At 66.9% G+C, this 16,486-nt stretch carries 16 protein-coding genes and 1 pseudogene; 3 read left to right on the plus strand and 14 right to left on the minus strand.

The features are described from left to right. A partial coding sequence (locus tag ACP7AG_RS16335; RefSeq protein WP_426032088.1) for a flagellin occupies window positions 1-303 on the plus strand: 303 nt, incomplete at its 5' end. A 56-nt stretch (window positions 304-359) separates the two neighbouring features. On the opposite strand, the gene ACP7AG_RS16340 is transcribed toward ACP7AG_RS16335, so the two are convergent. The 7 genes from ACP7AG_RS16340 to ACP7AG_RS16370 all read right to left on the minus strand — a co-directional run bounded on the left by ACP7AG_RS16340 (window position 360) and on the right by ACP7AG_RS16370 (window position 6,742). Continuing rightward, window positions 360-908, minus strand: coding sequence for a GNAT family N-acetyltransferase (locus ACP7AG_RS16340; RefSeq protein ID WP_426012928.1), 549 nt, complete (start codon window positions 906-908; stop codon window positions 360-362). Window positions 909-1,230: 322 nt separating this feature from the next. Further along, a complete protein-coding gene (locus ACP7AG_RS16345; RefSeq protein ID WP_426032090.1) occupies window positions 1,231-1,431 on the minus strand; it encodes a hypothetical protein in 201 nt (66 codons plus the stop codon). A gap of 236 nt (window positions 1,432-1,667) precedes the next feature. Continuing rightward, a complete protein-coding gene (locus tag ACP7AG_RS16350) occupies window positions 1,668-2,054 on the minus strand; it encodes a Rieske (2Fe-2S) protein (RefSeq protein ID WP_426032092.1) in 387 nt (128 codons plus the stop codon). Continuing rightward, window positions 2,051-3,058 carry a fumarylacetoacetate hydrolase family protein gene (locus ACP7AG_RS16355; RefSeq protein ID WP_426032094.1) on the minus strand — a complete coding sequence of 336 codons (1,008 nt, stop codon included), beginning with the start codon at window positions 3,056-3,058 and terminating at the stop codon, window positions 2,051-2,053. The genes ACP7AG_RS16350 and ACP7AG_RS16355 overlap by 4 nt, the downstream gene beginning before the upstream one ends. 24 nt (window positions 3,059-3,082) lie before the next feature. Then, window positions 3,083-4,372 carry a homogentisate 1,2-dioxygenase gene (gene hmgA, locus ACP7AG_RS16360; protein WP_426032096.1) on the minus strand — a complete coding sequence of 430 codons (1,290 nt, stop codon included), beginning with the start codon at window positions 4,370-4,372 and terminating at the stop codon, window positions 3,083-3,085. A 158-nt stretch (window positions 4,373-4,530) separates the two neighbouring features. Continuing rightward, on the minus strand, window positions 4,531-5,598 hold the full coding sequence (gene hppD, locus ACP7AG_RS16365) for a 4-hydroxyphenylpyruvate dioxygenase (RefSeq protein ID WP_426013262.1): 1,068 nt from the start codon (window positions 5,596-5,598) through the stop codon (window positions 4,531-4,533). A 22-nt stretch (window positions 5,599-5,620) separates the two neighbouring features. Then, on the minus strand, window positions 5,621-6,742 hold the full coding sequence (locus ACP7AG_RS16370; protein ID WP_426032098.1) for a pyridoxal phosphate-dependent aminotransferase: 1,122 nt from the start codon (window positions 6,740-6,742) through the stop codon (window positions 5,621-5,623). A gap of 408 nt (window positions 6,743-7,150) precedes the next feature. On the opposite strand from ACP7AG_RS16370, the gene ACP7AG_RS16375 reads away from it, so the two are divergent. Then, entirely contained in the window at window positions 7,151-7,714 is a 564-nt protein-coding gene (locus tag ACP7AG_RS16375) for a hypothetical protein (RefSeq protein WP_426032100.1), read from the plus strand. Between the two features lie 28 nt (window positions 7,715-7,742). Here ACP7AG_RS16375 and ACP7AG_RS16380 read toward each other — a convergent pair whose 3' ends face one another. Beyond that, window positions 7,743-8,213, minus strand: coding sequence for an Lrp/AsnC family transcriptional regulator (locus ACP7AG_RS16380; protein WP_426014161.1), 471 nt, complete (start codon window positions 8,211-8,213; stop codon window positions 7,743-7,745). Window positions 8,214-8,422: 209 nt separating this feature from the next. Here ACP7AG_RS16380 and ACP7AG_RS16385 point away from each other — a divergent pair, with 209 nt between their 5' ends. Continuing rightward, window positions 8,423-8,725: a hypothetical protein gene (locus tag ACP7AG_RS16385; protein ID WP_426014163.1), complete on the plus strand. Its 303-nt coding sequence runs from the start codon at window positions 8,423-8,425 to the stop codon at window positions 8,723-8,725. Between the two features lie 125 nt (window positions 8,726-8,850). Here ACP7AG_RS16385 and ftsZ read toward each other — a convergent pair whose 3' ends face one another. From ftsZ to murB, 6 genes and pseudogenes are all read right to left on the minus strand, one after another. After that, window positions 8,851-10,371 carry a cell division protein FtsZ gene (ftsZ, locus tag ACP7AG_RS16390; RefSeq protein WP_426032102.1) on the minus strand — a complete coding sequence of 507 codons (1,521 nt, stop codon included), beginning with the start codon at window positions 10,369-10,371 and terminating at the stop codon, window positions 8,851-8,853. Between the two features lie 603 nt (window positions 10,372-10,974). Further along, the gene (ftsA, locus tag ACP7AG_RS16395) at window positions 10,975-12,300 is read right to left on the minus strand and encodes a cell division protein FtsA (RefSeq protein WP_426014167.1); all 1,326 of its coding nucleotides are present in this window, start codon (window positions 12,298-12,300) and stop codon (window positions 10,975-10,977) included. 31 nt (window positions 12,301-12,331) lie between these two features. Beyond that, window positions 12,332-13,246, minus strand: coding sequence for a cell division protein FtsQ/DivIB (locus ACP7AG_RS16400; protein WP_426032104.1), 915 nt, complete (start codon window positions 13,244-13,246; stop codon window positions 12,332-12,334). Next, window positions 13,173-13,433 (minus strand): annotated as a pseudogene (locus ACP7AG_RS16405) (D-alanine--D-alanine ligase); the annotation flags it as partial. The pseudogene ACP7AG_RS16405 and the gene ACP7AG_RS16400, both read right to left, overlap by 74 nt. Window positions 13,434-13,786: 353 nt before the next feature. Further along, window positions 13,787-15,193 (minus strand): M20/M25/M40 family metallo-hydrolase, encoded by a 1,407-nt coding sequence (locus ACP7AG_RS16410; protein ID WP_426032106.1) that lies wholly within the window; start codon window positions 15,191-15,193, stop codon window positions 13,787-13,789. 215 nt (window positions 15,194-15,408) lie between these two features. Further along, window positions 15,409-16,341 carry a UDP-N-acetylmuramate dehydrogenase gene (murB, locus tag ACP7AG_RS16415; RefSeq protein ID WP_426032108.1) on the minus strand — a complete coding sequence of 311 codons (933 nt, stop codon included), beginning with the start codon at window positions 16,339-16,341 and terminating at the stop codon, window positions 15,409-15,411. Between the last annotated feature and the right edge of the window lie 145 nt (window positions 16,342-16,486).

A 16,486-nucleotide genomic window follows, 5' to 3' on the forward strand; every position in this document is an offset into this window, starting at 1 on the left:
ACGTCGACCTTCACCACCGCCGCGGCCGCCAAGACCATGATCGCTACGGTCACCAACGCCCTGGGCACCGCGGCCAACAAGCTGGCCTCCTTGGGCACCAGCTCCACCGGCCTCGACACTCACCTGACCTTCGTCGGCAAGCTGCAAGACAGCCTGGACGCCGGCGTCGGCAACTTGGTGGACGCCGACCTGGCCAAGGAAAGCGCCAAGCTGCAGTCGCTGCAAACCAAGCAGCAGTTGGGCGTGCAAGCTCTGTCTATCGCCAACCAGTCGTCCTCGTCGATCCTGAGCCTGTTCCGCTAAGTTCAGCGTACCGCGTAAGCGTAAGGAAAGGGCGGGTCTTCGGACCCGCCCTTTTTCTATGCGCGCCCGATAGGCGTCAGCGTCTTGCCCATCCGCACCAAGGGCACCTCGACCCCGCTGGAGGTTGGCGCGGCGAAGCGCTCGATCTCCTGGTACCCGCAGGCCCGGTATAGCGGCTCGCCGGCCAGGGTCGCCGCCAGTTCGCAGCGCGAGAACCCCTCCCCCGCCGCCGCGCCTTCGCAGGCTTCCAGAATCAATCGGCCGACGCCCTTCCGCACGTGATCGGGGTGGGTGTACATCGCCCTCACCCTGGCCGCGTCCCGGGCCGGATCCAGCAGCGCGGCGTCACGCCCCGCCGAATGATCGCCGCCGAACAGGGTGGCGCGCCGGCTCCAGCCACCGCAGCCGGCGAGCACCCCGTCATCCTCGACTACGAAATAGGTGCCATCGGCCACGAGTTGGCTGTCCAGCCCCATGACCTCGAACGAGGCGGCCACGCCATCTGGGGTCAAAAAAGGGGCCAGCAGTTCACCGATCGCCGCGTTCATCAGATCGCGCAAGGCGGGCAGGTCCTCGGGGACGGCGAGACGCAGGTTCAGACTCAAAGCGGATCGCTCCTTTGGCGCGGGCCAGCTTGGCCGCTCGAACGGTCGCCTCCAAGCTTGAAGCCGCGACAATGGCGCCCTTGGCGAAATTCTTTTATGACAACGTTGTCACAGCCAAAAGAATGCGCTACAGAAGTCCCAGCCCTTCTGGGCGTTTCCTCCTATGCCACTTTGGGCCGTCTTCCGCTCTCCTGCGAAGGCGGCCTTTTCTTTGGGCGCTAGAGCATTTTTCGAGCGAAGTGGTTGCGGTTCGCGTGAAGAAAATTGCGTCAAAACAGAAGATTAGAGCTCACGGCCTGACGCAGTCAGGTCGGGAAATGCTCTAGGCGCGGCGGCCGAGACGCGCCAAGGCGCCCACCGCCCCGGCCGCGAACAGACCGCTGCGCCAGGCGCTCTCGCGATCCGGCGCCAGGCCGCTGGCGGCGACCCCGGCGTCGAAATCCATCACCTGCCAGGTCCAGGCGTCATTGCCCGCATGGATCACCACCGCGTAGTCGCGCACCTGCATCTGGTCGTAGGCCATCTCATCGCTCCTTGATGACGCGTGTCACCAAACTGAAGCGGTCGTGTCGTCCCCCGATGCCGGGGGTTTCCAGGGCGGGCGGAGGGAGCGTGGGGGTTTGGTGCAGAACTTATAAATGTTGCCATCCCGGACAAGCGGGCAGCGCGCGGATCCGGGGCCGACGCGTGAACGCAGGGGCTTCCGGCGGTCCCGGATCAGCGGCCCTGCGGGCTTGTCCGGGATGACAGGCTTGGAAGCTACCCCGTCACGACCCGCCCGTCCTCGACCACCACCGGCCAAGGTGACAGCCGCGCCCCGACGCAGGGTCCGCCGACGCAGGCCCCGGTCTCGACCTCGAACAGCGCCCCGTGCCAGGAGCAGGCGATCAGGCCGCCGTCGTCGGTCAGATAGCGGTCCAGCACCTGGGCCAGGGGCAGGCCGGCGTGCGGGCAGCGGTCGACATAACCAAACGCCGCCCCGCCCCGGCGCACCACGAAGCCGTGGAAGCGCTTGTCGCCGATCTGCAGGACATAGTTCCGCGCGCCCGGGTCGGCGATCTGGTCGAGCGGGCCGAGCTTCACCCCGGCCGGCGTCGTCCACACCCGACCGCCAGCCCTGGCGTCCGGCGCGGTCTCTTGGCTCAAACGCGCTCGACCGTCTGTTCGATGGCGCCGAAGATCGAGTGGCCCTTGGCGTCACGCATCTCGATGCGGACCATGTCCTCGCCCAGAAGGAAGGACGTCTTGGCCGCGCCGCCCAGGATGGTCTCGACCGTGCGCAGCTCGGCCAGGCACGAATAGCCCAGCCCCCCCTCGGCGATCGGCTTGCCGGGGCCACCGTCTGCGCCGCGATTGCTGACCGTGCCCGAGCCGACGATAGTGCCCGCCGCCAGGCCGCGGGTCTTGGCGGCGTGGGTCACCAGGGTCGCGAAATCGAAGGTCATGTCGACGCCGGCGTCAGCCTTGCCGAAGTCCTTGCCGTTTAGGGTGACCAGCAAGGCGCCGTGCAGCTTGCCGTCCTTCCAGGCCTCGCCCAGGGCGTCAACCGAGACGGCGACTGGCGAGAAGGCGCTGGCGGGCTTGGACTGGACGAAGCCAAAGCCCTTGGCCAGTTCGCCAGGGATCAGGTTGCGCAGGGAGACGTCGTTGCAGAGCATGACCAGGGTGATGGCGGCCAGGGCCTCCTCGCGGGTCGCGCCCAGCGGCACGTCGCCGACGATCACCGCCACCTCGCCCTCCAGGTCGCAGCCCCAGGCGGCGTCGGCCAGCGGGATGGTGTCACGCGGACCGAGAAACCCGTCGGAGGCCCCCTGGTACATCAGCGGATCGGTCCAGAAGGTCTCGGGCATTTCGGCGCCCCGCGCCTGCCGCACCAGTTGGACGTGGTTCACATAGGCCGAGCCGTCCACCCACTGATAGGCGCGCGGCAAGGGGCTGGCGGCGTCATGCTCATGGAACCGCTCCAGCGGCACGCCGCCATCCTCGACGCTCAGGGCCAGGGCCTTGAGCATGGGCTCGCAGCGCTCCCAGTCATCGAGCGCGGCTTGCAGGGTCGGCGCGATCGTTCCGGCGTCGGTGAACCAGGCCAGGTCGTTGGAGACCACCACCAGCCGGCCGTCACGGCCGCCCTTCAGGGACGCGAGCTTCATGGGCGCTTCCTCTTCATTTTCTTGTTAGGGCAGGACGGCTTTGGGAAAGCCCATCCAGCAGGCGTCATAGTCGGCCTGAAGCGCGCAAGTCTCCAGCGCGAACTTCGTGGGGCGGATCACCCAGCGGCTTTCGAACATGAAGGCCATGGTCCCGTCGATCCTGTGCGGCTTCAAATCCGCCGCCGTCGCGCCCGCATGGCTGGCCACGTCGGGGCCGTGATCGCTCATCATGTTGTGCAGGGACGCCCCGCCGGGGCTGAAGCCGCCAGCCTTGGCGTCATAGGCGCCGGTGACCAGGCCCATGAACTCGCTCATCACGTTTCGGTGGAACCAGGGCGGGCGGAAGGTGTGCTCGGCCACCATCCAGCGCGGCGGGAAGATCACGAAGTCCACATTGGCCGTGCCGGGGATCTCGCTGGGCGCGGTCAGCACGGTGAAGATCGACGGGTCGGGGTGGTCGAAACTGACCGTGTTGATCGTGTTGAACCGCGCCAGGTCGTACTTGTAGGGCGCCAGATTGCCGTGCCAGGCCACCACGTCCAGCGGGCTGTGGTCCCAGGTTCCTGCCCACAGCCCGCCCTGGAACTTCTGGATCACATGGGTGGGACGATCGACGTCCTCGAAGGCGGCGACAGGCGTAAGGAAGTCGCGGCTGTTGGCCAGGCCATTGGAGCCGATCGCACCCAGCTCCGGCAGGCGGAACATCGGGCCGTAGTTCTCGCAGACATAACCGCGCACGGACCCATCGACCTCGACGCGGAAGCGGACGCCGCGCGGGATGACCACGATCTCGCCCGGCGCGGCGTCGATCAGGCCCAGCTCGGTAACCAGGCGCACCGCGCCCTGCTGGGGCACGATCAACAGCTCGCCGTCGGCGTTCTGGAACACCCGGTCGGTCATCGACGTGTTGGCGAGATACAGGTGCGCGGCCATGCCGGCTTGGGTCGCCACGTCGCCGTTGCCGGCCAGGGTTGTCAGGCCGTCCACGAAGTCCGTCGGCTCGGCGGGAATGTCGAGCGGGTCCCAGCGCAGGCGGTTGGGGGTCGGCTCGGCGACATCGAACGGGCCGCTCTTCAGGCGATCCTGGACGTAGGGCGCATAGGGACCATGGCCGGCGCTGGGCCGCAGGCGATAGAGCCAGCTGCGGCGGTTTTCATGACGCGGCGCGGTAAAGGCCGTGCCCGACAGCTGCTCGGCATAGAGGCCATAGGGCGGCCGTTGCGGCGAGTTCTGACCGATTGGCAGCGTGCCAGGCACGGCCTCGGTGGAGAAGTGGTTGCCGAAGCCGGATTGGTAATGGAGAGCGTCGGTCATGTGGATCGGGATCTCATGCGCATTCTCCCACCTCCGTCTTCCCGGCGAAGGCCGGGACCCAGATTCACCCTGGGCGGCTCGTGGGCTTCACCTGGGTCCCGGCTTTCGCCGGGATGAAGGGAAGAAGATAGAGCCCTTCCGCCCCGCTCGAAAAGCCCTCAAGCCTCGACGGTAATCACCCCACGCCGAATCTGGTCCAGCTCGATGCTCTCGAACAGGGCCTGGAAATTGCCGTTGCCGAAGCCCTGATTGCCCTTGCGCTGGATGATCTCGAAGAAGATCGGCCCAAACAGGTTCTCGGTGAAGATCTGCAGCAGCAGGCCTTCCTCGCCGACATTGCCGTCCAGCAGGATACGGTTCTTGCGCAGGCGTTCCAGATCCTCGCCATGGCCCGGCACGCGCTTGTCGACCAGCTCGTAATAGGTCTCGATGGTGTCCTGCAGCTTGACGCCCCGGGCCCGCAGCTTCTCGACAGTGTCGAAAATGTCGTCCGTGGTCAGGGCCAGGTGCTGGATGCCCTCGCCCTTGTACTGGCGCAGGAATTCCTCGATCTGGCTGTGGTCGTCCTGGCTCTCGTTGAGCGGGATGCGGATGGCCTTGTCGGGCGCGATCATCGCCTGGCTGAACAGGCCGGTGGCCTGGCCCTTGATGTCGAAATACTTCTGCTCCTCGAAGCCGAAGACCTCGCGATAGAAGGTCGACCAGGTGCGCATCTGGCCGCGCTTGACGTTGTGAGTCAGGTGGTCGAGCAGGTCGAGGCCGACATTGTTGGCCGCTTCCGCTTCCGCAGCGCCGGGCACGGCGTCCCAGCTCGCGAACACCGCGCCTGGGCCTTCGACCAGATAGAGCATCGAGCCGCCGATGCCTTCCAGCACCCGCGCGCCCTCGCCCAGCACGGTCGCCGAGGCGTCGGCCGCGACGGCCCCGCGCTTCAGGGCCTCGGCATAGGCGGCTTCCACGTCGGCGACGCCGAACGCCATGCCGTTGGCCGAAGGGCCGTGCGCCGCGCGGAACGCGGCGACCTGGCCGGCCGGCTCGTCATTGACCAGCAGGCTTATCCTGCCTTGCTTGTAGCGGGTCACGGCCTTGGTCGGATGGGTCGAGGCGGGCACGAAACCCAGTTGCTCGAACAGCGCCTTCATGGCGGCCGGCTCGGGGCTGGTGAACTCGACGAAGGCGAAGCCGTCGAGGCCCAATGGGTTTTGGGGCGGGTTTTCAGCGGTCATGGTCATGGCGTTGTCTCCGGAGTCAGAGCGCAAGGGCGGCCGGCAGGGCGGCGATCAGGCGGTCGTTGTCGGCGGGGCGGCCGATGGTCATCCGCACCCAGCCGCCGGGCACGGGCGTGGGCCGCACGATAAGCCCTTCCCGAAGCAAACGCATGGCGGTCGCTTCGGCGCCGGCCGGGCTGCGCAGGAACACGAAATTGGCCGCGCTCCGTGTGCGCTGCACGGCCATGGCGTCCAGCACGGCCTCCACGCGGCCACGCTCGGCGATCGTCAGGGCGACGGTGCGGCACAGGTGCTCCTGGTCGTCCCAGGCGGCCAGGGCGGCGGCCTGGCTGATGGCGGCGACGTTGAACGGCGGGCGGATGCGATCGAGGTATCCGACCAGCGCCACCGACGAGCAGATGCCGTAGCCGACGCGCAGGCCGGCCAGGCCATAGGCCTTGGAGAAGGTGCGGCCCGAGACCCAGGTCCCGCCCCAGGCCTTCAGCAGGGCCAGGGTGTCGAAGGCGGCGTGATACTCGCGATAGGCCTCGTCGACGAACACCACGGTCGAGCGCGGGGTGACGGCCAGGATCTCGGCCATGTCGACGCCGCTCATCGCGTTGCCGGTCGGGTTGTTGGGGGTGCACAGCACCATCAGCTTGGGACCCTTGGCGGCCTCGAGCTTGAAGGCCTCGACGTCGAGGTCGAAGCTTTCGAGGCGCGGCACGTCGATGAAGCTGGCCTCGGCGCAGGCCCCGAAGATTCCATAGGCCGGGAAGGTGGGCGCGCTCAGCAGGATGCTGTCGCCGGGGTGCAGCACGGCGCGGAACAGGTAGTCGATCAGGGCTTCAGAGCCCGGGGTGACGACGATCCGGCCGGCGTCGATCGCCAGGCGCTGGCCGATCGCGGCGCGCAGGGTCTCGCAATAGGGATCCGGATAGATCTCGGGGCTGGCCAGGGCGGCTTGCACGGCGTCGGCGACCTTGGGGCTGCAGCCCAGCAGGTTCTCATTGCTGGCCAGCTTGGACAGGTCGGTGCGGCCGGCGCGGCGGGCCGCTTCGGCCAGGGTCATGCCGGCCTTGTAGGCGACGACGCCTTCCAGGGCGGGACGCACGGGCGAGGAGACGGCGGGGGCCGGGGACTTTTGATCGACAACCAGCATAGCCGTGCTCCTTGATGCATTGGTCAGGATAGCGCGGCGGCGAAAGCAGAAGGTGGCGATTGTGACCCGTTTCCTGGTCTACTTGGTCACGCCATGCCAATTATTCTCTCCATTCCGGCGATCGAGCGGGCAACTTAGACGGGCACGTGGCTCACGCATTTGCCCCCTACGGATCCTTTCGCGATCGTCTTCCCCCATAGGAGGAAGAGCTCAAGAACCGGCGCTGGCGCCGTGGCGCGAGGCTCCGCGCCCTCACCGCGACAGACGGCGAAGCCGTCAGGCGGGGGCAAGTGGGTGTGATATCCCGTTGATCTCCGCACCCCCTCCCCATCCGCCCGCAACGGCGAGGCCGCGCCTTAAAGCGTAAGTCCCGGCAACGGCGCCAATCTGAGCCGTTGCGGCGAAGACGTGGCCCGTGCAATGTTGCAACAAGGGACAGCCTCGAACCGCTCGTCCATCAAACCCATCACAGACTTGGGATTTCCGATGCACGGAAAACTACTCGCTTCGGTGGCTTCGGCAGTAATTTTCGGTGTCGCGGGAATGGCGAATGCCGCCAACGTCACGTCAATCAATCCGCAGAGTATAGTTCTCGCGTTGCAGAATGGTGGCTATAAGGCAATTTCGAGTAAAACGGACGATGGAGACCCCCTCATAACAACATCTTCAGACGGCAATACAATAATGATTGTTATGACTGACTGCGATAATCACAACTCTTGCACAACTACGGAATTTGTAGGTCTTTGGGATTGTTCAGGCTCAGTGGAAGATTGCAAGAAAGTCACGGTTGCTACGAATGCTGAGGAAAGCCCCGTTCACATCATAATGTCGGCTGACGGAAAGACCGCCACTACTTATTCCTATTTGCTTTATGACGAAATTGGCATTTCCGAGTCACTCCTAGTCAAGAATCTCGTGACTTTTAGTCACTATAATACAAAATTTACGCTAGAGGTCGCTAAGAAATAGCCTGTATCCCTGCGGCCTTTCGGTCCCCCTACTCCACATAATCCAGCGGCAAGGCCGTTGCGTCCTTGATCGTCTCCAGCACAAAGCTGGACCGGATGTCCTTGACGGCCGGCATCTTCAGCAGGCGCTTCATGGTGAACTCGGCATAGGCGTCGAGGTTGGGCGCCACCACCCGCAGCAGGTAGTCGTAGCCGCCGGTCATGGCGTGGCAGCCGACCACCATCGGCTCTCGGCGCACGGCCTCGGCGAAGGCCTCGGCGGCGGTTTCGCTGTGGCGATCGACCTGGACCTCGACATAGGCCAGCAGGTCGAGCCGCGCCTTGCGGCGGTCTAGGAGGGCGACGTAGCCGGCAATCAAGCCCGAGGCCTCCAGTTGCTTGACCCGCCGCAGGCAGGGGCTGGGCGACAGGCCGACCCGTTCGGCCAACTCGACATTGGTGACCGAGCTGTCCTGCTGGAGGATCTCCAGGATCTTGCGATCGGCGCGGGTGAGCTTCATCGTGACCGGATCCGTCGGCGGTTTGGCAGATTGTGGCAGGCTAGCGTGCTTTGCCCGCCTTGCGCACCCCTCGCCCGTCGCGCTGGAGCTTAAAGCCAAGCCGTGCGTTTGGATCTGGAGGCCATCGCCTTGACCCCCCAAGCGCCAATCCGAGCCTTGGACACCGCGAGGATGGAAAAACACATCCCGCCGCCACGGAGAACACCCCCATGCGTCTTGCTCTCATCCTCACGACCTCGCTCGCCGCCCTGTCGTTGATGGCCTGCTCGCAGAAGACCGAGGACCACACCGCCGCCGCCGCCGACCAGGCCGGCAAGGCCACCGCCTCGGCCGCCCAGGACACCGCCAACAACGCCAGCACGGCCGCCGCCAACACCGCCGCCGCCACCCACAAGGCCGCCGACAGCACCGCCGCGGCCGCCGACCATGCCGCCGACAACGCTTCCGACGCCGTGGGCGCCGCGGAGCGCAAGACCAACGCCGCCGCCGACGCGGCCGCCAAGACCCACTAGAACGGCGAAGGGGGCCAGGCGCATGCGCCTGTCCCCATCAGCATCCGTGACCCAAAGCAAAACCCCCGGAGCTCGCGCCCCGGGGGTTTCGTTTTACGCTTACTGTTACGCTTACTTTCGTGGGCCTAGTTGGCCAAACGGCGCAGGAACGACGGGATCTCCAGATCCTCGCCCGCTTCCGCTTGCGGCTGGTCGAGAGGCTGCAGGGCGGGCCGGGCCGAGCCGGTCGCGCGCGGCGCCGGGGCGGCCGGGGGTTCGTAACGCTGCTGGCGACCGCCGCCAAACAGGCTCATCCAGCCGCTCGATTTTTGAGCCCGGCGGTCGTCATAGGTTTCGCTGTAGAGCGGCTCGTCGCCGGCCTCGGCGACCATCGGGTCGACGATGCGGGTGACGCGCGGGGCCGGGGCGGCGACGCGGGGCTCTTCCATCACCGGCTCTTCGAAGCGCAGGTCTTTCTGGGCCTCGACGATCGGCGCGGGCTCTTCATAGGCCGGTTCCGGCGCGTAGGACGCGGTCTGGGCGGCGGCCTGACGCTCCATCGGGCGCGGCTCGTAGCGCATGCCTGGGCGGGTGGGCTCGGCGGTCGCGGGGGCCGGAGCGGACTGACGCGCGGTCTCCACCACCAACGGCGGGGCCGTGATGTTGCGCGAGACCGGCTTGGGCTCGATCTGGGCGATGGAGGCGCCGTCCATGCCGGTGGCGACCACCGACACGCGGATCACGCCGTCCAGCGACGGGTCGAAGGCGGCGCCGAAGATGATGTTGGCTTCCGGGTCGACCTGATCCGAGATCGCGTTCGCCGCTTCGTCGACTTCCAGCAGGGTCATGTCCATGCCGCCGGTCACGTTGACCAGAACGGCCTTGGCGCCCTTCAGCGAAACCTCGTCCAGCAGCGGGTTGGCGATGGCGTTCTGGGCGGCCATCAGGGCGCGGTCTTCGCCTGTGCCCTCACCGGTGCCCATCATCGCCTTGCCCATCTCGGTCATCACCGTGCGGACGTCGGCGAAGTCGAGATTGATCAGGCCCGGCAGCACCATCAGGTCGGTGATCGAACGAACGCCCGAATGCAGCACCTGGTCGGCCATGCCGAAGGCTTCGGCGAAGGTGGTGCGCTCGTTGGCGACGCGGAACAGGTTCTGGTTCGGAATGACGATCAGGGTGTCGACATAGCGTTGCAGCTCACCGATGCCGGCGTCGGCCAGACGCATGCGGTGACGGCCTTCGAAGTGGAAGGGCTTGGTGACCACGCCCACCGTGAGGATGCCGCGTTCGCGGGCGCACTTGGCGATGATCGGCGCGGCGCCGGTGCCGGTGCCGCCGCCCATGCCGGCGGTGATGAACACCATGTGGGCGCCATCGAGATGCTCGCCGATTTCCGGGAAGCTCTCCTCGGCGGCGCTCATGCCGACCTCGGGGTGAGCGCCGGCGCCCAGGCCCTGGGTCACTTGCACGCCCAGCTGGATGCGACGGTCAGTCTTGGCGAACTGGAGTTGCTGCGCGTCGGTGTTGGCCACCACGAACTCAACACCCTCGAGGCCCGCCTCGATCATGTTGTTGACAGCATTGCCGCCTGCGCCACCCACGCCGAACACCACGATCCGTGGCTTCAGTTCAGTGGTGCGCGGCGCGGAAAGAGAAATTGCCATGGGAGCCTCGCGTCTTAAACGCCGAATTCGTCAACAGCCGAACAGATCAAACGCTGGGAGTGATCTCGACGATCGGGTTAACAGAACAACCAGCAACCTTAATCGCTGGTTAACTCCATAATGTGAGTCGGCCTTTGGTCGAGCCCAAACACGCGGGAAAAGGCCAGTTATCCCAAGGAATCACAAGGGATTCGCGGGGGCTCGGGGACGCTCCGAATGGCGATGCGACGGAACGACGCTGACCCGAAAAGCTTGCCAAACCCGGTTCCAGAAGGCGTTGAAACTACGCCATTAGGTGTTTCAGACGCCGAAACCGTAAACGCTTATGCTTAAGGTCCGGTAAGACTTGGTGGTTGTTCTTGGACGTTATCCACAAGACGAAATAATTTACGCCGTCACAAAAATTTACAGTCGCCCGCGCCGTGTTCGGGCGAACGGGGCTCGGTGAAGCTTGAAACCGCTCGACTCTCTATCTTTTTATCCCGACAAAAGTCGAGACCCAAGCCGGGCGGGCCATAAAGGTCACGGAAGTCCCGTGCGCATGCGCCGGTCCGGATCAGCCGCTTGGGTCCCGACCTTCGGCGGGATGAAGGGATTTAAGGGTTACAGATTATCCCGCAGCCAGGCGGCCGCCTTGGCGACGGCGCTGGCGTTGGGGTCCATCGGGCGCTTGCGGATCGCCGCGCCGGCCAGGGCCTTGGGCGAGACCACCTCGCGCGGACCGAAGGCCGAGCGGTGCAGCACGCCGGCGGCGGCGCAGAAGGCCGGACCCGACGCGGCGTCGGCCAGGTGCGGCACCCGGCGCGGACGGCCCAGCCGGACGGGACGATCGAACACCCGCACGGCCACTTCGCGCACGCCAGCCAGTTGGCTGGCGCCGCCCGTCAGCACGATGCCGGCGCCCGGCTCGACCGGCGCGCCCGAGGCCTTGAGGCGCTCGCGCAGCAGTTCCAGCGTCTCCTCGACGCGGGGTTGGATAATGCCCTTGAGCAGGGAGCGGGGCGCGATTACCGGACCAGCGCCGGGGTCATCGCCGCGCGGCGGGGCCTCGATCATCTCGCGGTCCTCGTTGGCCGAGGCGATGGCGCTGCCGTGCAGGGTCTTGATGCGCTCGGCGCCTGCGACCGAGGTCTGCAGGCCGCGCGCGATGTCCTGGGTGACGTGTCCGCCGCCGACCGCCAGGCTGTCGACGTGGCACAGGGCGCCCTGGTTGAACACGGCGACTGAGGTCGAGCCGCCGCCCATATCGATGCAGACGGCGCCGAGGTCCATCTCGTCCTCTTCCAGAGCCGCCAGGGCCGAGGCGAAGGGCGCGGCGACCACGCCCTCAAAGGACAGGTGGGCGCGCTCGACGCAGTGGGCCAGGGTGTGGAAGACGTTCTCGTTGATCGAGACGACCAGCAGCTCCAGGCCCAGCGCGCGGCCGAACATGGCGCGGGGATCGCGCACGCCCTTCTGGCCATCGACCGACCAGGCGATCGGCAGCAGGTGGATCGGCTTGCGGCCGGGAATGCGAACCTGCGCCAGGGCCGAAGCAATGGCGCGCGACAGGTCGCCGTCAGCGATTGGCCGGGCCCCCAGCGACACCTGGGTGGTGACGCGGTGGCTGGCCAGCTGGCCGCCGGCCGTGCAGACGCTGACGCCCTGGACATTGACGCCGGCCACGGTCTCGGCCCGCTCGACGGCCTGGGCGATGGCTTGGGCCGCCTCGTCCAGATTGACGATCGCCCCGCCCCGCACGCCGCGCGACTGCACATAGCCAACGCCGGCCGTGGTCAGGGTGCGGTTGTCGCGGTGAATACCGTCCGGCTTCATGATGAAGCAGGTGACCTTGGACGCGCCCAGGTCGACGGCAGCGACCGCCGGCTGGCGCACGAGCGTCGCCTTCAGGCCTTCGCGGGCCTGTTTCCGGTCATCCAGTCGGGACATCGTTAAAGCCACCTCACGCCCATCTTTTACTTTACGCCCCGCCGGCCACGGGCTGCCCAGGCAGCACCGAGTCGCGAGGTCTCACGGCCACCATCTCGGGGTCGCGCAAATCGATGCGCGCGAAGCCTAGATCGAGGATTCGTTGTCTTTGGTCGAGCTGATCCAATTGAATCAGCGCGGACTCTTCGTCAATGGCTGGAAGCTGGATCAGCGACCCATCTTTCAACCGCAGGTCCCAGCGACGGTCATCGACGCGCACCAGCGCCTCAAGACGGTCACGCAGACGCGGCCGGGCGTTGACGGCGGGCAGGATGGCGCCGGCGGCCTGGTCGGCCCCCTGCCCCACCACCAGCGGAAGTTGCGGGAAGCGCGCGGCGTCGGCCTCGCGGATGATCCGGCCCTCGGCGTCGATGACCCGCATGGACCCGGAGTGCTGCCACACGGCCAGGGCCGGGCGCTCCTCGACGGTGATGGTCACGGTGTCGGGCAGCAGGCGCGCGACCTTGGCCGACTTGACCCAGCCCACGGTCTCGACGCGCGCCTTCAGGCCCGCCAGGTCCAAACCCAGGGTCGGCTGGTCGAGATAGAGCGCCGAGGCGGCCAGGATGTCGGCCTTAGCCATCGGCGAAGCGCCTTCGATGTGCACGGTCTTCAGCTTGAAGCCGAGGTCGGCGAACTCGCCGTCGACCCCGCGGCCAAAGGCCTGACCGAGGCGCTCGAGACGGTGGCCCGTGGCCAGGGTGGCGATCAGGGCGATGACTAGGGCTGCGCCGGCCACGCCGAGGGCGAGTTTCGGCGATACCCCCACGCCGCTCCGAGCGGCGTGCAGCTTCCCGACCGGCGGCGCGGGCTTGCGCGCGGCCGGCCTGGCCTTATTCGGACTTGCGGGCGCTTCGGCCCGGGGGCGCGCTGGCTTGCGCGGTCCCCCCCGCACTACAGCGGGCATAAGCGTCCTCCACGATCCAGAACACTAAACAATCAAACGCGACGCCAACCTGGTCCGCCTGCTCAAGAGCGAGCGAAGTGGGTGTCATGCCGGGGTGCGTATTGACCCCTAACAACACCAGAAGGTCGTTAATGTCGTCATAACGGAAGTCACTTCGGGTCACACCTTGGCAACCAAGAGTGGTACGGTCAAGCTTGGTGCGACGGGGCGCGAAACCCGCGCAAAGGGGAATTCGGGTGAAAAACGCGTGATCAGAGGCGCTTTCCAGTCAGATAGCGGCGGGGTCATAAAACCTGTGGACGATCAAATTTCGCCGCCCGTCCGTGCATCACTTGGTCGCGGGAATGACCCACGGGCGAAGAGTCCGACGCGGGCCTTCTTCTCCTCACCCGTGCGCCGCGGGAGGTGGCGCGTCGCTAGCAGCGACGTGACGGAGGGGGCGTCAGCGGCGCCGGAGGACGCCCCCTCCGTCACGATGCCTATTCGCATCGCGCCACCTCCCCCGCTTGACGGGTGAGGAGAACCTTCGGCGGCCTTGGATCAATGGCTTGGCGCCGCCGGCGCCGCTGCGCTGAGCACGCGGAAGTCGATGTCGCTGTCGGCCATCAGGTAGATGAAGCTGGTCCAGGCCGCGACATTCTGAGCCAGTTCGCCCGGACGGACCTTGTTGAGGGTGTCGTCCATGGTGTGGTGGTAGTCGAAGTAGCGGCTGGCGTCCTGTTTGAGGCCGATCACGGGCACGCCGGCCGCCTCCAGGCCCTCGATGTCCGAGCCGGCGTGCGGCGAGGGAAGCCTGTCGAGATAGATGTTCAGCGGGGTCAGCACGCGGACGGCGGTCTTGATCGCCGGGTGGCCGGACGAACCCTTGGGGATCTGCAGGGCGTAGATCCGATCGGCGCCGGTATCGCTCTCGCCGGCCAGGACGATCTTGGGCAACTCGGCCTTGTGAGCGTCGACATAGGCTTCCGCCGAGCCGCCGCTCTCTTCCGAGCCGAACATCACCACGCGGATGGTGCGCTTGGGATGCTTGGGCAGGTCGCCGATCAGCTTGGCGGCGGCCGTGGTGATGGCCACGCCCGTGGCGTCGTCCAGGGCCCCGGTGCCAACGTCCCAGCTGTCCAGGTGGCCGCCGATGACGATCACCTCGTCGGGGGTCTGCGAGCCCCTGATCTCGCCCGAAATGTTCCAGGCCACCGCCTTTGGGTCGACGGTCGAGGCCAGCTTCAGCTTGATGCGCACCGCGCCCTTGGCGGCCAGACGCTCCAGTTGCTCGGCCTCCGGCACGCCCAGGGCGGCCGAGGGGATCGAAACCACGTCGTCGCCAAAGGCGGTGACGCCGGTGTGGGGCACGGTGGAGTCGGAGGTCGAGATCGAGCGGATCAGGAGGGCGATGGCTCCGCGCTTGGCGGCCTCGACCGGGCCGGCCCGGCGCGAGATCCCGGCGACCCCGTAACCGGCGCCGTCCTGGGCGCGGACCATCGGCTGGGTGATCACGACGATCTTGCCCTTCAGCGACCCCTCCGGCGCGGCGATCATCTCATCATAGGTGCGAAACAACGCCACCTCGGCCTCGAGGCCTTCAGGTGGAGTCGCCACCGTGCGGCCCAGGCCGACGATGTTCAGCTTCATCGGATAGGGCGCGACCAGTTGCGCCGACTCCTCGCCGCGCGTCCAGGACGGCTTGGCGAACTCCTCGACCTTGACGTTGGTGAAACCCAGCGCCTTGAACTTGGCCACGCTCCAGTCCTTGGCCCGGGCCATGGCCGGCGAGCCGACGAGGCGCGGACCGATCGTGGTGGTCAGGTCCTCGGTGATATCCCAGGCGGTGCGGTCCAACAGGGCCTTGTCGCGCAGCTTTTCAGCGGTGACGGCGTCTTGGGCGTGAACGGAACCGACCAGCAGGGCGGTCGTGGCGGCGGCGGTCAGCAGCGTGCGGAACAGGCGCATGGAAACTCCCTCGTTGGAGGGTTCATAGCATCGCTCCGCGCCGGCAATAGGCAACAACCGGATGAACTATCGGTAACGTTTGAGGGGGAGTCTAAAAAGTCCTCCCCCTGTGGGGGAGGTGTCGGCGCAGCCGACGGAGGGGGGAGTGTTGGTGAGGTGGGATGACTCCCCCCCACCGGCGCCTTCGCGCCGCCTACCCCACAGGGGGAGGACCTTTAAGTCCCCGGCCGCCCGATTCGCTTGATTTCCCAGTCCAGCTGGATGCCCGTGTTGGCCAGCACGTCGGCGCGGACGGTGTCGCCCAGGCCTTCCAGGTCGGCGGCCGTGGCCTCGCCGGTGTTGATCAGGAAGTTGCTGTGCAGGGGGCTGAACATCGCGCCGCCCCCCTCTTTCCCGCTCGCGGAAAAGCGTTTGCCGCGCCAGCCGGCCTCGTCGACCAGCTTCCATGACGAGTGGCCGGGCGGGTTCTTGAACGTCGAGCCGCCGGTCTTCTCGCGGATCGGCTGGGTGGTCTCGCGGCGCGCGGTAATTTCCGCCATGCGGTCGCGCACGTCGGCCGGATCATCGGGCGTGCCCCGGAACATCGCCTGCACCCAGAACATGCTGTTGGCCGGCACCTGGGTGTGGCGATAGGTGAAGCCGAAATCCGCATTGTCCCAGACCCGAATCTCGCCGGTCCGGTCATAGCCCCAAGCGCTGACCAGGATGTCCTTGGTCTCGCGGCCATAGCAGCCGGCGTTCATGGTCAGGGCGCCGCCCACCGTGCCGGGGATGCCGACGAAGAATTCCAGCCCCGTCAGGCCCGCCTTGGCCGCCGCCCGGGCGACTGAGGCGTCCAAGGCCGCCGGACCGGCGATGATCAGGTTTTCCTCGACGTCGACGGTGACCTCGCCAAAGGCCCGCCCGGCGCAGCGGATCACCACGCCCTCGACGCCGCCGTCGCGGATGATCACGTTGGAGCCGACGCCCAGCGCCTGGACAGGCACCTCTTCCGGCAGGGCTCTGAGAAAGTCGCGCAGATCGTCGGCGTCGGCCGGCAGGAACAACACGTCGGCCGGCCCGCCAACCCGGAACCAGGTGAACGGCCCCAGCGGCTCGTCGAACAGCAGCTTGCCGCGAACGGCGGGGAGTTGGGTTTTCCAGGTCATCGAAGGCCCTTTCCTTCTGCCCTTGCGGGAGAAGGTGTCGGCGAAGCCGACGGATGAGGGGTCGCGCCGGACTGTCCGGCGAGGCTGTACGCGGTGGTGGCGGTCATCGACCCCTCATCCGACCGCTAGGCGGCCACCTTCTCCC

It is taken from the genome of Caulobacter sp. DWP3-1-3b2, assembly GCF_049896325.1.
Lineage (GTDB): Bacteria > Pseudomonadota > Alphaproteobacteria > Caulobacterales > Caulobacteraceae > Caulobacter.

What these genes read in the sequence shown, in the direction of transcription:
- ACP7AG_RS16345 (WP_426032090.1), bottom strand. Translation starts at nt 1,431, where the DNA reads ATGGCCTACGACCAGATGCAGGTGCGCGACTACGCGGTGGTGATCCAT.
- ACP7AG_RS16355 (WP_426032094.1), bottom strand. Translation starts at nt 3,058, where the DNA reads ATGAAGCTCGCGTCCCTGAAGGGCGGCCGTGACGGCCGGCTGGTGGTG.
- hmgA (WP_426032096.1), bottom strand. Translation starts at nt 4,372, where the DNA reads ATGACCGACGCTCTCCATTACCAATCCGGCTTCGGCAACCACTTCTCC.
- hppD (WP_426013262.1), bottom strand. Translation starts at nt 5,598, where the DNA reads ATGACCGCTGAAAACCCGCCCCAAAACCCATTGGGCCTCGACGGCTTC.
- ACP7AG_RS16370 (WP_426032098.1), bottom strand. Translation starts at nt 6,742, where the DNA reads ATGCTGGTTGTCGATCAAAAGTCCCCGGCCCCCGCCGTCTCCTCGCCC.
- ACP7AG_RS16380 (WP_426014161.1), bottom strand. Translation starts at nt 8,213, where the DNA reads ATGAAGCTCACCCGCGCCGATCGCAAGATCCTGGAGATCCTCCAGCAG.
- ACP7AG_RS16385 (WP_426014163.1), top strand. Translation starts at nt 8,423, where the DNA reads ATGCGTCTTGCTCTCATCCTCACGACCTCGCTCGCCGCCCTGTCGTTG.
- ftsZ (WP_426032102.1), bottom strand. Translation starts at nt 10,371, where the DNA reads ATGGCAATTTCTCTTTCCGCGCCGCGCACCACTGAACTGAAGCCACGG.
- ftsA (WP_426014167.1), bottom strand. Translation starts at nt 12,300, where the DNA reads ATGTCCCGACTGGATGACCGGAAACAGGCCCGCGAAGGCCTGAAGGCG.
- ACP7AG_RS16400 (WP_426032104.1), bottom strand. Translation starts at nt 13,246, where the DNA reads ATGCCCGCTGTAGTGCGGGGGGGACCGCGCAAGCCAGCGCGCCCCCGG.
- ACP7AG_RS16410 (WP_426032106.1), bottom strand. Translation starts at nt 15,193, where the DNA reads ATGCGCCTGTTCCGCACGCTGCTGACCGCCGCCGCCACGACCGCCCTG.
- murB (WP_426032108.1), bottom strand. Translation starts at nt 16,341, where the DNA reads ATGACCTGGAAAACCCAACTCCCCGCCGTTCGCGGCAAGCTGCTGTTC.